Consider the following 14,836-nt stretch of genomic DNA (forward strand, 5'->3'; position numbering starts at 1 on the left):
TCGCGGCCTGGGACGGCGACCACCACCCACCCTCAGGCGGTCGCGGCCCTCCTGCCCGACGGCGGAGCGCACCACGCGCCGTCCGCTCGCCGCCCTCTCGGCTCACCCCAGCAGGGCTCGCACCTCGGCCGCCGTCGTCGCCCGCCCGTAGTCGGCGAGCTGGAACGACTCGGCGTACTCCCCGACGGGGTCGAGGCCCGCCGCGGCGACCGCCGCGCGCATCTCGGGCTGGGTGTACAGGTACGGCGCCCAGTGCTCGAGCACGAACGCCCGCTGCCCCGCGGGGTCGCTCGCGGGCGGGACCTGGTCGAGCAGCCCGCGCTGCCAGGGCGCGAACTCCAGGAACTGCGAGGCGTGGGCCAGGCAGGCACGCAGCTTGGCCTCGATCGTGCTGCTCACGTCGACCACCACGTCGTGCCGGTGGTGGGCGAGCGCGTCGTGGTCGGGCATGAGCAGGCACACGGGCGGGGTCGCCAGGGCAGGGACGCGGGGCACGACGTTCGCGAGCCCGACGACGGAGACCGCCTCGCGCACGAGGCGTCCGGCCGCGCGGTTGTCGAGATGGCCGGGGCACTCGTCGTGGAACGTGACGACCAGGTCCGCCTGCCAGCGGCGGATCCTGGCGACCACCTCACGACGGAGCGCGATGCTCGGCACGAGCTCACCGTCGTGCTCGTCGAGCATCTCGTACTCCTGCACGCCGAGCTCGCGCGCCGCAGCGAACGCCTCGGCTGCGCGCCGGCGCGCGAGAGCCTTGCGGGGCGTCGACCAGTGCCCGGCGTCGCCGTTCGTCAGCGACAGGAACTTCACGCCGTGACCGGCCAGGGCGAGCCGTGCGGCGATGCCTCCTGCGTACTCGTCGGGCTCGTCGGGGTGCGCCGCGACGACCAGGACACGCAGCCGGTCGGCGAACATGCCGGGGGCCGGTCGCAGCTCCGCCGGAGTCATCGCGGACGCGGGAACCGCAGCTCGAAGCGCTCGCAGACCACGGGCATGTCGTCGCGGAACTCGTGACCGACCAGGACCCTCGTGAAGTAGTCGCGGTGCCCGGCACGCCATGCCTCGAGCGTCCGGTCGTCCTCGCCCTCGGCCGCCGCGAAGTCGGCGTCGACCTGGTCGAAGGGCACGATCTCGACGGACGTGGTGCGGATCAGCGCACGCGGGTGGCCGTCGCCGTCCAGGATGATGGACAGCTCGCCGACTGCCGGCACCGGGGTCTCGTCGTCGTACTCCCAGTGCGAGGACGACGTCGCGGTCTTCTCGCCCGAGAGCACCGCGTGGAGCAGCCCGTCGGCGAGCTCCGGGTTGTCGCCGAACGACCACGCGGGGGGCGGCACGGTCGCGGAGACCCCGAACCCGGTCACCACTCCGACCTTGCCCTCCCCCGCACGCACGCGCGCGGTCTCCCAGAACTCCAGGAGTTCTGCTGCTCGCGGGTCCTCGCTCGTACCGGCGCTCGTGCCGTCTGCCCTGCGGTCGATGTCGTCGCTCATGCGTCCATGGTGGACCACGGAACGCCGGACTGCCCGTCTTGTCGCACTTTCACCGGTGGATGTCGCTCAGATTCCACCCGGCCGACCGTCTCGTCGGAGGAGTACGTCCCCCTCGGCGAACCGGCGCGGCCCGGCGCGAGCACGTGTCGTCCTGGCGGACCTACCCGTCACCCTCGACCGAGCCCCGCCGCCCCCGCACGACCATGGACGCAGCCGCGACCCGCGTTCCCGAGGAGGCACCGCCGTCGGGCACCCGCGCGCGCACGGGCGACCCGACCGCACAGAGGCGGGCGGCGCCTGCCGCGCGATCGTGGTCGGGTCTGGCGGGAGGCCGCCAGGCCGGAGGGAAGATCGCGCGGTAGGTGCCGCCCGCCTCGAAGGTGAGCCACTCACCCCGCGTGAAGCGAGGCGAAGGTCAGCGACCGACCGAGCCCTCGGTGTAGTCGTCGTCGCCCGACTTCGCCCACGCGAACATCCCGCGCAGCTCGCGGCCCGTGGCCTCGATCGGGTGCGCCTCGCCCTTGGCGCGAAGCTCCTTGAACTCGGGGGCGCCCGCGTCCTGGTCGTCGATGAAGCGCTTCGCGAACGCCCCGTTCTGGATGTCCCCGAGGACGGCCTTCATGTTCTCCTTGACCCGCGGGTCGATCACGCGGGGACCCGAGACGTAGTCGCCGTACTCGGCCGTGTCGGAGACCGACCAGCGCTGCTTGGCGATGCCGCCCTCCCACATGAGGTCGACGATGAGCTTGAGCTCGTGCAGGACCTCGAAGTAGGCGATCTCCGGCTGGTAGCCGGCCTCGGTGAGCGTCTCGAAGCCGTACTGGACGAGCTGCGACACACCACCGCACAGGACGGCCTGCTCGCCGAAGAGGTCGGTCTCGGTCTCCTCGGTGAACGTCGTCTTGATGACGCCGGCACGCGTGCCACCGATCGCCTTCGCGTACGAGAGCGCGATGTCCCACGCCTGGCCCGACGCGTCCTTCTCGACGGCGATGATGTCGGGGATGCCACGGCCCGCGACGAACTCGCGACGCACCGTGTGGCCCGGCGCCTTGGGGGCGACGAGGATGACGTCGACGCCCTCGGGGGCCTCGATGTAGCCGAAGCGGATGTTGAAGCCGTGCGCGAACGCGAGGGTCTTGCCCGGAGCCAGGTTCGGCTTGATCTCGTCGTTGTAGATCGAGCGCTGGTGCTGGTCCGGCGCGAGGATCATGATGAGGTCGGCCCACTGGGCGGCCTCTGCGACCGTCTTGACCTCGAAGCCCTCGTCGGTCGCCTTGGCGATCGACTTGGAGCCTTCCTTGAGTGCGATGACGACCTGGACGCCCGAGTCGCGAAGGTTCTGCGCGTGCGCGTGCCCCTGGCTGCCGTATCCGACGACCGCGACCTTCTTCTGCTGGATGATCGTGAGGTCGGCGTCGTCGTCGTAGAAGAGCTCTGCCACGGTGTTACTCCTTGGGTTCTTGAGGTGATGCCGAACACGATAGTTCGACGGCGGTGGGCAGTGTGGGGGTGTCCACCGGGAGGACGGGTCAGGCGGACCGGTGGGCGCGGTCGAGCGCCCGGTCGGTGATGGAGCGGGCGCCACGGCCGACGGCCACGGTGCCGGACTTGACGATCTCACGGACGCCGTAGGGCTCGAGCGCACCGAGGAGGGCCGCGAGCTTCTCGGGCGTGCCGGTGGCCTCGATCGTCACGGCGTCGGGGACGACGTCGACGACCTTGGCGCGGAACAGCTCGACGACCTCGAGGACGCCCGTGCGGTTGGTGCCGTCGGCGCGGACCTTGACGAGCAGCAGCTCGCGCTGGACCGACGAGGCCTGGTCGAGCTCGACGATCTTGATCACGTTGACGAGCTTGTTGAGCTGCTTGGTGACCTGCTCGAGCGGGTTCTGGTCGACGTCGACGACCACGGTGATGCGCGAGATCTCCTCGTGCTCCGTGGGGCCCACGGCGAGCGAGTGGATGTTGAACGCGCGCCGGGCGAACAGGCCCGCGACGCGCGTGAGCACGCCGGGCTTGTTCTCCACGAGCACGGAGAGGGTGTGACGGGACATGGTTGCGGCTCTCCCCGGACTCAGTCTTCGCGGTCCCACGCGGGCGAGATGCCGCGTGCGTACTGGATGTTGTCGTTGCTGACGCCCGAGGCGACCATGGGCCACACCATCGCGTCGCGCGAGACGTTGAAGTCGACGACGACGGGACGGTCGTCGATCTCCATGGCGCGCTTGATGGCGGCGTCGACCTCGCTCTTGGACTCGACCCGGATGCCCTCGCAGCCGTAGGCGTCGGCGAGCTTCACGAAGTCGGGAACGCGCTGCGTCCCGCGCCCCGTGTGGAGGTCGGTGTTGGAGTAGCGGGACTCGTAGAACAGGGTCTGCCACTGGCGGACCATGCCGAGCGAGGAGTTGTTGATCAGCGCGACCTTGATGGGGATCTCGTTGATCGTGCAGGTCGCGAGCTCCTGGTTGGTCATCTGGAAGCAGCCGTCGCCGTCGATCGCCCAGACGGTCTTGTCGGGCTGGCCGACCTTGGCGCCCATCGCGGCGGGGATCGAGTAGCCCATGGTGCCGAGCCCGCCCGAGTTGAGCCACGTCTTGGGGTGCTCGTAGCGGATGAACTGGGCGGCCCACATCTGGTGCTGGCCGACGCCCGCGACGTAGATCGAGTCGGGGCCGGAGATCTCACCCAGGCGCTGGATGACGTGCTGCGGGGCGAGGTGGCCGTCCTCGGGCTCGGAGTAGCCCAGCGGGTAGGTCTCGCGCCAGTCGTCGATCTGGTGCCACCAGGCGCCGAGGTCCGGCTTGCCCTTGGCGCCGTGCTCGCGCTCGAGCTCGGGCACGAGGTCCGAGAGCACCTCGCGCAGGTCGCCCACGATCGGGACGTCGACCTCACGGTTCTTGCCGATCTCCGCGGGGTCGATGTCCGCGTGGACGATCGTGGCGTGCGGGGCGAAGCTCGACAGCACGCCCGTCACCCGGTCGTCGAAGCGCGCGCCCAGGGCGACGATGAGGTCGGCCTTCTGGAGCGCCGCGACCGCGGGGACCGTGCCGTGCATGCCGGGCATGCCGAGGTTCTGCGGGTGCGAGTCGGGCAGCGCGCCGCGGGCCATGAGCGTGGTCACCACGGGCGCGCCCGACAGGTCCACGAGCCGGCGCAGCTCGGCCGAGGCGTTGGCGCGGATCGCGCCACCGCCCACGTACAGCACGGGGCGCCTGGCCGTCGCGAGCAGGCGGGCGGCCTCGCGGATCTGCTTGGAGTGCGGCTTGGTCACGGGGTGGTACCCGGGCAGCTGGAGCTCCTGGGGCCACGAGAAGGTGGTGCGGGCCTGCATGGCCGACTTGGCGATGTCGACGAGGACGGGCCCGGGACGCCCGGTCTGGGCGATGTGGAAGGCCTCGGCGATGACGCGCGGGATCTCGTCCGGGTCGGTCACGAGGAAGTTGTGCTTGGTGATCGGCAGGGTGATGCCGACGATGTCCGCTTCCTGGAAGGCGTCGGTCCCGATCAGGGACGCGCCGACCTGGCCCGTGATCGCGACGAGCGGGATCGAGTCCATGTTGGCATCGGCGATGGGCGTGACGAGGTTCGTGGCGCCGGGGCCGGACGTCGCCATGGTCACGCCGACTCGACCGGTCGCGTGGGCGTAGCCCGAGGCCGCGTGGCCGCCACCCTGCTCGTGGCGCACGAGGATGTGGCGGAGCTTCTTGGAGTCCATGAGCGGGTCGTACGTGGGCAGGATCGCGCCGCCGGGGATGCCGAAGACGACGTCCACGCCGGCCTCCTCGAGCGAGCGGACGATCGACTGCGCGCCCGTGACCTCCTCGGGCCCGACGACGGAGCTCACCGCACGTTCGCCCGGCGCCGCGGAGCGGGCTCGGCTCTCGGGGCGGGCTGCGACGCTCGCGGGGGACGGGGCTGGCTTCGGCGCCGCGGCCTCACCGGCGGGCGCGGGGGCGCTCTGCGTCGGCGGTGCCGGGTGGGGACCCTGGACCATCGGTATCTCCTGTTTCTCGGTGGCGGCTGGCTGCCACCGGCTGGATCGAGCTCACCGTGGTGGTGCTGGTACTGCTCTTGGTGCTGGTGCTGCTCTCCGTGCTGTGCGGTCGCGGTGTGGTGCGACGGTGGCCGCTTCCGGGGCGGGGTGTGCCCGGAGGGAGGGCCGTGACAGTCGTGGTCGTGACATGAAAAAACCCCTCGTACCCGGTGAGGGCTCTTCGAGGGGTGAGCGCGCTGACGAGACCTGGTTGCTTGGCCTCAGCCGGCGCGCTCAGGAAGTACTACGAGAAGGATCGTCTGCACGTTGTGCACACTACGCCCTTGCCTCGGGGATGTCATGCGTCGAGCCGGACGTCTCAGGGAATGGGACGTCCGGCCCGACGGCGGTGGCCGGCCCGGGTCCGACGGGTCGCCTCCCGGTGGCCCGGGACGAGCTCACGACCTCCTCAGGACCACGCCTTCCCAGGGGCGCAGCGCGCCGGCTCGGCCCGCGCTCGCGTCGTCGTGCGTCCCGATCAGCACCTCGGCGCCCTCCCAGCCGGCCAGGACCTCCGGGGGGACCTCCTGCTCGGTGCCGCCCACGTTGACCAGGACGAGCAGCTCGTCGCGCGACGCCGTGCTCGCGGCGGACGCTGCGCCGTCGGGCCCCTCGGCGGGCGCGGGCAGGTCGAGCGTGCGCGTGAACGCGTACACGGCCTCGTGCTCCGGAAGCAGCATGTGGAAGTCGCCGAGCGCGACGACCGGGACGTCGTGGCGCAGCGCGACCAGGCGGCGGTAGAAGTGGAAGACCGAGCCGTCGTCGGCGCGCTCGGCCTCCGCGTTGATCGTGACGTGGTTCGGGTTGACCGCGAGCCACGGCGTGCCCGTCGTGAAACCCGCGTGCTCCGACGCGTCCCACTGCACGGGCGTACGGGCGTTGTCGCGGCTCATGGCGCGCAGCGCGACGAGCATCTGCTCCTCGGTCGCGACGCCCGCGTCGACCAGCTCGTGGAAGTGCCCCAGGGACTCGATGTCCTGGTACTGGTCGATCGACGTGAAGCCCGCGTTCGTCATCCCGAGCTCCTCGCCCTGGTAGACGTACGGCGTCCCCCGGTGCAGGTGCAGCAGCAGCGCGAGCGCCTTGGCCGAGGCGACACGGTGCTCGCCGTCGTCCCCGAACCGCGACACGATGCGGGGCTGGTCGTGGTTGTTCCAGTAGAGCGAGTTCCAGCCGCGCTCGGCGAGCCCCACCTGCCAGCGCCCGAACGTCGCCTTGAGGTCCGTCAGGCGCAGAGGCTTGACGTCCCACTTGCTCGAGCCGTGGTCGATGCCCACGTGCTCGAACTGGAACACCATGTCGACCTCGTGACGCTCGGGATCCGTGAAGAGCACGCCGTCCTCGATCGTGACCCCCGGGGTCTCGCCCACCGTCAGGAGCTTCTCGGGCCGCCCGGCGAAGACCTCGCGGTGCATCTCCTGGAGGAACTCGTGCACGCGCGGGCCGCTCGTGTAGAACGGGCTCCCGTCTCCGTACGCGCCGTAGTGGACCTCGCCGTCGGGCAGCCCCGGGACCTTCGAGATGAGGTTGATGACGTCCATGCGGAACCCGTCGACGCCTCGGTCGAGCCACCACGTCATCATGTCGTGGACCGCGCGGCGGACGTCCGGGTTCTCCCAGTTGAGGTCCGGCTGCTTGCGCGAGAACAGGTGCAGGTAGTACTCGCCCGTCGCCTCGTCGTACTCCCATGCGGGGCCGCCGAAGAACGAGCGCCAGTTGTTGGGCTCGGCCCCGGGTGTGCCGGGCTCCATGCCCTCGCGCGCCGGACGCCACCAGTACCAGTCACGCCGCGCGTCGGTACGGCTGGAGCGCGACTCGCGGAACCAGGCGTGCTCGTCCGAGGAGTGGTTCACCACCAGGTCCATGACGACCCGCAGGCCCCGGTCGTGCGCCGCGGCGAGCAGCCGGTCGAAGTCCTCGAGCGTCCCGAACATCGGGTCGATGTCCTGGTAGTCGCTGATGTCGTAGCCGTTGTCGTCCTGGGGCGAGCGGTACACGGGCGAGAGCCACACGACGTCGACGCCCAGGGCCACGAGGTGGTCGAGCCGCCGCTCGATCCCGGGCAGGTCGCCGATCCCGTCGCCGTCCGAGTCCTGGAAGGACCGCGGGTAGACCTGGTAGACCACCGCGCTCGTCCACCAGGGCGGCTCCCCGGCGGACCAGCCGCCGACGGGACGGGCAGAAGGGGTGGTGGTCGGTTCGGTCGATGCGCTCACGTCGTCGAGCCTCTCACCGCTCCTGGTCGGGTGCGCGCAGGGACGCGCCGAGCGGACAGTTCCCGCCCCGGACGGTGGGCGAGAACCGCAATGGCGTAGGACCTGAGGCCCCGCACCAGGCACCATTGACCCATGACCACCACGATCGAGCGGCTGACCGCCGACCTCACCACCGCCATGAAGGCCCGCGACGACTTCGCCAAGAACACCCTCCGCCAGGTCATCGGCGCCGTCCGCACCGCGGAGAAGTCCGGCTCCGCGGCGCACGAGCTCAGCGACGCCGAGGTCCAGACCGTCCTGGCCGCCGAGGTCAAGAAGCGTCGTGAGAGCGCGCAGATCTACCTCGACGCCGACGCGCCCGAGCGCGCCGAGAACGAGACCGCGGAGGCCGACTTCATCGAGAAGTACCTGCCCGCGAGCCTCACGCCCGCCCAGCTCGACGCGCTCGTGGCCGACGCGATCGCCTCGACCGGCGCCTCGTCCATGAAGGACATGGGCAACGTCATGAAGACCGCGACGGCCGCCGCGAGCGGCATCGGCCGCGTCGACGGCAAGGCGCTCTCGCAGGCCGTGCGTCAGGCGCTCGCCGCGCTCTGACGGCCCTGACGGACCTGACGGACCTGGCTGGCCCACCGGCCACCGGCCCACCGGCCCACCGGCCACCGCGTTCGCACCGAGGGAGACCCTGGCGCGCGAGGCAGGACCCTGAGGGGTCCACCTCGCGCGCCAGGGTCTTTCTCGTGCGTGGGCCGTGACGCCGCGGGTGCTGCCGCCCGTCCTGCACGTCAGGAGCCGGCCCGTGACTCCCGGGGCCTCACCACGCCTCGGCCCCCACGAGCGACGTGGCCCGCGGCTCGACCCCCAGGACCTCGCGCAGCACCGTCAGGTCGTAGGTCCGCTCGACCGCGAGATGGCTGACCGCATACCGCGTGAGCCGCGGCGGCTCGGTCCGCCGCGTCCAGCGCGAGAGGGCCTCGGCGCACGCGGCGAGCACCCACCCGGGGCGGGCCGGGATGCCGGTGAGCGTGACGCCGTCGTGCCCCCTGCGGTGCAGGAGCTCGACCAGGACCTCGCCCAGGACCACGGGCTCGGCGTCGGCGACGTTGACGACGAGCGCCTCACGGCCCGGCAGGTCGATCGTCGAGGCCGCGAGCACCGCGTCGACCAGGTTGTCGACGTGCGTGAGCGACTGGGCCGCGGTCCCGTCCCCGACCAGGACCAGCCGTCGCCCGCGGACCGCCGCCTCGATCCGCGGCAGCAGCGTGGTGTCGCCGGGGCCGTAGACGGCGTGCGGGCGCAGGATCACGACCGGGCCCCGACCGGGGGTCCGGGCGTCGGCGACGAGCACGCGCTCGGCTGCCGCCTTGGTGCGCCCGTACGCGTTGAGGTAGCGGTCGACGGGGGCCTCGCGCTCCTTCCCGCGGACCGTGGGGGTGTACGGGTCGTAGACGCTGCCCGAGGACACGTGCACGCACCGGGCTGCGGGGAACGTCTCGCGCACGGCACGCGTGCCCTCGACGTTGGTCGCCCAGGCGACGTCGGGGGCTGCCCAGTCGGAGACCGCGGCCCCCGCGTGCACGACCACGTCGAGGGCGGGCGGCTCGCTGAGCGACCCGGCGACGAGGTCCCACGTCCGGTGCTCGGCGCCGTCGACGCGCGCGTCGCGTCGCGAGAAGGTCCACACGCGGTGCCCGTCGGCCACGGCGCGTCGGGCGACCGCTCCCCCGACGAACCCCGAGGCGCCCGTGACCCCGATGCGCAGGCTCACGTGGTGCCCGTGCCCGCGCTCGCCCTGGGCTCCGCGCCTGCGAGGTGGTGCGCGGCCGCACGGGACAGGGCCGCGCGGTCGGGCTTGCGGCTGCGACCTGCGAGGGGCAGGTGGTCGGCGTGCAGCACGAGGTCGGGCAGCGCGCCGTGGTCGAGCACGTCCGGCAGCGCCGAGCGCACGCTGCGGACGAGCGGGTGGTCGCTCGTCAGGACGGGCGCCCTCCCCTGCCCGACGGCGGCGCTCACCGCGGGTGCGAGGGCTGCTCCCGTCGCTGGGGCCGCCGATGCCGGGGCTGCCGGGGGCGTCCGGGAACCGTGCCCTCCCCGGGCGTCGCGGCCTGCTGCGTCGTCACTGTCACTGTCACCGTGGTGCTCGACCCCGTCGCCCTGGCCGCCGCCTGGGCGGTCCGCTGTGCCTGGGTGGTCCCCTGTCCCTGGGCCGCTCGCGTGGCGCGACGTCACGACGAGCACGACCTTCTCGTCGCCGTCGTCCTGGAGGACTCCCACGAGCGAGGCCTCGCCGACCCCGGGCAGCGCGGCCAGGCGCGGCTCGAACAGGCCGGGATAGATGTTCACGGTGCCGCGGATGATCATGTCGCGCGTGCGCCCGACGAGCACGATCCGTCCCTCCTCGTCGAGGTAGGCGAGGTCGCCCGTGCGGTGCTCGGTCACGGGCGGCTGCCCGCCGTCGAGGTGCGACAGGTAGCCCTTCATGAGCGAGGGACCACGCAGGACCAGCTCGCCCACGAGAGGGTGGGGTGCCGTCGCGGGGGCGTCCGGCGCGGCGGTCGAGCCCGTCCCGGTGGTCGTGCCCTGCCCGAGCCCCTCGTCGGGTTCCACGGCGCTCGTGTCGACGACCGCCTCGATCCCCGGCAACGGGTGCCCGACCAGGTCGCCGTCGCCCGCGTGCGCGAGCTTGTCGTCGGCCTCGACGACCGCGATCGGAAGGATCTCGGTCGTGCCGTACACCCCGATCCAGCGTGTGCCCGGCAGGAGGCGGCGTGCACGGTCGAGCAGGGGGCGCGTCACCGGGGCGCCGCCGACGAGCGCGACCTGCGGGCCGCGCGCAGGGGCTCGTCCCGACTCGACCGCGTCGAGCAGGAGCGTGAGGTCGGCGGGCACGAGGTACGTCCCGGCCTCGCCGGCCACGTGCCGGGCGAACGTCACGACGTCCTGCCCCGGGGGGCCCGGTGGGATGGACCATGTGCCGCCCGCGAGGAGGGCCGGGATCCCGAGCAGCATCTGGTCGGTGTGCACGACCCCGCCCGGCTCGAGGGCGAACGCACCGGCCAGCAGCGCGCACCCGGAACCCAGCGAACCCACCGAGTGGACCACGGCCTTGGGGTCGGAGGTCGTGCCGGACGTGAAGACCACGAGCGCCTCGGCGTCGAGCGGCAGGTCCGTGACGGGCGGCGCCCCGGCGACGAACCGGCGGTGCCCGCCACCATGGCGCCCCGTCGCGAGCGAGCGCGCGGACAGCGAGCGGCCCGGGACCCCGGGCAGCCACCTGCCCGAGCGGACGTGGCGCAAGGGCAGGCTCGCGTAGTCGGGCAGGAGCAGGCCGCGCGACCTGGCGACGTGCCGCAGCGGGCCGCGCGAGACCGCGTAGAGCAGCGCCTCGGTCATGGCCCAGCGGGGGTCGGCCGCCGTCACGCGCGCCCCGAAGAGCTCGGGGGTCGAGCCGGGGTCGACGAACACGATGACGCCCCCGAGCCGCACGACCGCGAGCGCCAGGACGATCCCCTCGGGCCGGGGACGGACCGAGAACAGCACGCGGTCCCCCGCGCGCAGCCCTTCGCGGTGCAGGGCGTCGGCCGTGGCCTCGACCCGGCGCATCAGCTCCCGGTAGGTCAGCTCCTCGCGCACGTGGTCGTGCGGGACGCGGTCCGCGCGCACCCGGAGGATGGGTCTCGACCACCACCGCAGCGCCACCGCGTCGCCGAGCGAGCCCCGAGCGTGCGCGCCGATGGTCTCGATCAGGTGCTCCGTCGTCGGGCCGTTCATGTTGTCGCTCCCCCTGCTCCCTGTGCTGCCGACTGCTCGCCGCCCACCGGGCGCGCCTCGATCTCGAGGCGCCGGTAGGACGGGATGAGAACTCCCCGTGCGACCTCGCGGCCCGTGACCGCGAGCGTGCGCCCCGCCGCCGCGACGGGGCGCAGCGCGTCCAGGACCGCGCCCACCTGGGCCATGGCGAGCGGCATGCCCAGGCAGAAGTGCGGGCCCGCGCCGAACCAGAGGTTGCGCAGGACCGGGTCCGCGTCACGGTCAGGTGCGAACGGGCCGCCCGCCCGGCAGCACGTCACGGTCGCGATCACGACCCGCTCCCCCGCGCGCACCGGCACGGGGCCCACGTGGTGCGCTGAGCGGACCGATCGCAGCATCGCGGGCGTCGGGACCGTGACGCGCAGCGCCTCCTCGACGACCCGTCCGCGCAGCGGGTCGCTCGGCTCGGCGCGCAGCAGGCGGTCCGTCCAGCCCGTGTCCGTCGCGAGCGCGACCAGGCGCGGCGTGAACGACTGGATGGTCTCGGTGCCCGTCATGACGAACGCCCCGACGGCTCCGAGCGCCTCGCGCTCGCTCAGGCCCAGACCGCGCATGCGCCCGGGGACCGTCGACGGGTCGCCGTCGCGGTACGCCGTGCGGGCCGGCTCGCTCAGGCGGTCCAGGACCTCCCGGGCGTGGCGGACCTGGGTCGGGGTGAGGCTGCGGCGGTGCAGGCGCACCATCCCGACGACGGACTGCGCAGCGACCATCGCGTCGCGCACCGCGGCGTCCGTGGGCGGCAGCCCGGTCATGCGGCAGATCACGGTGCCCGCGAGCGCCCCGACCTCGCTCACGAGGTCCACGGTCTCGCCCGCGAGCAGTCGCGGCGCGAGCGTGCCCAGCGAGGCCCCGGCCTCGGTCGCCGTGAGCTGCGCGACCGAGCGCGGCGTGAAGAGCCCCGCGAGGGCCCGGCGCAGCGTCGCGTGGTCCTCGCCCTCCATGTTGAGCAGGACCGACGGGCCCAGCACGGGGGTCCACAGGTCCGAGGGTGCCCCCGGGCCGACCTTGGAGAAGTGCTCGGTGTCGAGCAGCACCTCGCGGGCGGTCGCGGCGTCGTTGACGACGATCCCGAGCCCCGGGACGCGCACGACCGGTCCGCGCCGGGCGAGCGCCCGGAACGCCGGGTAGACGAGCGGGTGCGCCCCGCGCTGGACGCGCTCCTCCCAGCGGTGGGCGGCGCGGGCCGCGGCGTCCTCGACCGTGGCCGGGCCGCCCCTCCTCACCGTCGACGACGTCGTCATCGGATGTCCACGACTTCGGGCTTGTAGCGGTGGTCGGCGTACCAGCCCAGGGTCCGCACGAGCCCCCAGGCGTGCGCTCGGCGCGTCGAGGCCCGCACCACGACCTCGGGGTGCGCCCCGTAGGACGACGTGAGGCGGCGCACCTCGTTGACCAGGGCACGGTCCTCGTGGAGGTCCTCGATCGCGGTGCGGGGAAAGCCGCCCGCGCGCTCGTAGAGGTCCGCGGTGATCGCCATGTTGCACCCGGGCGCCATGACGTACGGGCCGAGGTAGGACGGGTCCTGGTTGCCCGGACGGAACTTCCCGAACGTGCTCGCGAGGCTCACGGCCCCCGACAGGACGGCCTGACGCACGCGGGAGACCGGCAGGTCGTCGGTGCGCGCCACGATGCGTCCGGCCACCAGGTCGTGCCCGACCGCGAACGCCGCCTTCACGCGGACCGTCCAGTCCGGCGGGGGCACGCAGTCCGCGTCGGTACGCGCGAGGTGCGTCGCGCCCCCGGCGATCGCGGCTCGCATGCCCGTGTCCGCCGCGGCGCCCGTGCCCTTCTGCTCCTCGGTCACGAGGCGCCAGCGCGGTTCGGCCCAGTCGGCGATGGTCGCTTGGACGAGGTCCGGGGTGCCGTCGGTCGAGCCGTTGTCCACCACGACCAGGTCGAAGTCCCGGTCCTCCTGGGCCCGCAGTGCACGCAGGGTCGTGAGGATCCCGTGCTCGTGCGCCTCGTCCAGGGCCGGGACGACGACCGCGAGCCGGACCGGGCGCGCCTCGTGGCGCGCCTCGCCCCCGCCGGGCACGAGCGCGATCACAGCCGCACCGCCATGGCGCCGATGCTGATCCCGCCGGCGAGACCGACCAGGAGCACCACGTCGCCCGGGCCCACGCGGCCGCTCTCGAGCGCGGTCACGAGCTGGAGCGGCAGCGTCGCGGAGGCGACGTTGCCGTGCTCGGCGACCGTGACGATCGTGCGGTCCTCGGGCAGCCCGAGGGCCTCGTGGACGTCGGCCAGGTAGGCGACCGCGACCTGGTGCACGGCCACGAGGGCCACGTCGTCCCACGTGAGGCCCGCACGCACCAGCGCGTCGAGGATCACGCCGGGGCCCAGCGCGAGGAAGGCGTCACGCAGGCGCGACCCGTCGATCTCGAAGTACGTGCGGTCGAGGTCGCGCGGGAACGCCGTGCCGCCACCGGGGAGCATGCCGACGTCCCAGTGGCTCGACTCGGCGCCGAACGCGCTCGCGAGGATGCCGCGCGGCCTGTCCGAGCACGCGCAGGTCCCGTGCGCGGGCCCCAGCCGGTCCGCAGCCTCGGCCGGACACCCGTCGGTGGGCCCCGACCCCTCGCCGTGCCCCGGTGCGCGCTGGACCAGGACGGCCGCACCGGCGTCGGACATCGTGTAGCCCGGCGCGGACAGCAGGTACGTCGCCCGGTCCGGGACGTCCCACCGGACCGCGCGCGAGGGCGCCTCGCCGCACGCGACCAGGACCGTCGCGTACCGTCCCGTCGCGACGAGGGCCTCCGCGACCTCGAGCGCGTTGAGGACCGAGTTGCACGCGTTCTTGACGTCCATGACCGGGGCCCGGACGCCCAGCTTGGCGGCGACGATGTGGCTCGTGGCGGGCTCGACCATGTCCTGGCTCGCCGAGGCGAAGATCAGCAGGTCGACGTCCGCCACGTCCAGGCCCTGGGCCGCGAGCAGCGTGAGCGAGGCGGCGACCGCGAGGTCCGAGGCGTTCCAGTCGTCGGGCAGGACGTGGACCTGCTGCACACCGGTCAGGCGCGAGACCATCGGCAGACGAGGCACCGCCCCCGGTCGGCTCGAGCGGGCGAGCGCCCGCTCGGCGTCGGCCACCTGCACCGTGCGCTCGGGCAGGTGGACGCTCACCCCTGTGAGAACCGCGACAGGAGCGGGCGGGACGGGAGCCGAGACGACGGGGTGGCGGGCGCCCGAGGGGCGCACGGAGAGGTCAGCGAGGATCGGCACTCGCGACAGCGTAGCCACGGAACGGCCGCGGTCGGGGGTTTTCCACGGGTGAGAACTCC

12 protein-coding genes are annotated in these 14,836 nt (G+C 73.2%); 1 reads left to right on the forward strand and 11 read right to left on the reverse strand.

Going from position 1 to position 14,836, the window contains the following annotated elements; genetic code table 11:
• Positions 1-102: 102 nt before the first annotated feature.
• The 6 genes from H9641_RS10490 to H9641_RS10515 form a co-directional block, all read right to left on the reverse strand.
• Complete coding sequence (locus H9641_RS10490) at positions 103-948, reverse strand: PIG-L deacetylase family protein (protein ID WP_225220281.1); 846 nt, start codon at positions 946-948, stop codon at positions 103-105.
• Positions 945-1,493: an ASCH domain-containing protein gene (locus H9641_RS10495; RefSeq protein ID WP_191803476.1), complete on the reverse strand. Its 549-nt coding sequence runs from the start codon at positions 1,491-1,493 to the stop codon at positions 945-947. Before H9641_RS10495 ends, H9641_RS10490 begins: the two co-directional genes overlap by 4 nt.
• Positions 1,494-1,908: 415 nt before the next feature.
• A complete protein-coding gene (gene ilvC, locus H9641_RS10500; protein WP_191803478.1) occupies positions 1,909-2,937 on the reverse strand; it encodes a ketol-acid reductoisomerase in 1,029 nt (342 codons plus the stop codon).
• A gap of 88 nt (positions 2,938-3,025) precedes the next feature.
• A complete protein-coding gene (gene ilvN, locus H9641_RS10505) occupies positions 3,026-3,550 on the reverse strand; it encodes an acetolactate synthase small subunit (RefSeq protein ID WP_191803480.1) in 525 nt (174 codons plus the stop codon).
• 20 nt (positions 3,551-3,570) lie between these two features.
• The gene (locus tag H9641_RS10510) at positions 3,571-5,490 is read right to left on the reverse strand and encodes an acetolactate synthase large subunit (protein WP_191803482.1); all 1,920 of its coding nucleotides are present in this window, start codon (positions 5,488-5,490) and stop codon (positions 3,571-3,573) included.
• Positions 5,491-5,927: 437 nt separating this feature from the next.
• Positions 5,928-7,745: an alpha-glucosidase gene (locus tag H9641_RS10515; protein ID WP_318244513.1), complete on the reverse strand. Its 1,818-nt coding sequence runs from the start codon at positions 7,743-7,745 to the stop codon at positions 5,928-5,930.
• 132 nt (positions 7,746-7,877) lie between these two features.
• Between H9641_RS10515 and H9641_RS10520 the strand changes: the two genes are divergently transcribed.
• Positions 7,878-8,342: a GatB/YqeY domain-containing protein gene (locus H9641_RS10520; protein WP_056654456.1), complete on the forward strand. Its 465-nt coding sequence runs from the start codon at positions 7,878-7,880 to the stop codon at positions 8,340-8,342.
• A 217-nt stretch (positions 8,343-8,559) separates the two neighbouring features.
• Here H9641_RS10520 and H9641_RS10525 read toward each other — a convergent pair whose 3' ends face one another.
• From H9641_RS10525 to H9641_RS10545, 5 genes are read right to left on the reverse strand one after another with little or no spacing between them, the layout of a single operon-like run.
• The gene (locus H9641_RS10525) at positions 8,560-9,513 is read right to left on the reverse strand and encodes an NAD-dependent epimerase/dehydratase family protein (protein WP_318244514.1); all 954 of its coding nucleotides are present in this window, start codon (positions 9,511-9,513) and stop codon (positions 8,560-8,562) included.
• Entirely contained in the window at positions 9,510-11,516 is a 2,007-nt protein-coding gene (locus tag H9641_RS10530) for a class I adenylate-forming enzyme family protein (protein WP_191803486.1), read from the reverse strand. Before H9641_RS10530 ends, H9641_RS10525 begins: the two co-directional genes overlap by 4 nt.
• On the reverse strand, positions 11,513-12,796 hold the full coding sequence (locus tag H9641_RS10535; protein ID WP_191803487.1) for a cytochrome P450: 1,284 nt from the start codon (positions 12,794-12,796) through the stop codon (positions 11,513-11,515). Before H9641_RS10535 ends, H9641_RS10530 begins: the two co-directional genes overlap by 4 nt.
• Positions 12,793-13,602, reverse strand: a complete 810-nt coding sequence (locus tag H9641_RS10540; protein ID WP_318244515.1) for a glycosyltransferase family 2 protein — start codon at positions 13,600-13,602, stop codon at positions 12,793-12,795. The genes H9641_RS10535 and H9641_RS10540 overlap by 4 nt, the downstream gene beginning before the upstream one ends.
• The gene (locus H9641_RS10545; protein WP_318244516.1) at positions 13,599-14,777 is read right to left on the reverse strand and encodes a 3-oxoacyl-ACP synthase III family protein; all 1,179 of its coding nucleotides are present in this window, start codon (positions 14,775-14,777) and stop codon (positions 13,599-13,601) included. Before H9641_RS10545 ends, H9641_RS10540 begins: the two co-directional genes overlap by 4 nt.
• Positions 14,778-14,836 lie beyond the last annotated feature (59 nt).

Origin of the sequence: Oerskovia merdavium (genome assembly GCF_014836755.1) — a bacterium.
Taxonomy (GTDB): Bacteria; Actinomycetota; Actinomycetes; order Actinomycetales; family Cellulomonadaceae; genus Oerskovia; species Oerskovia merdavium.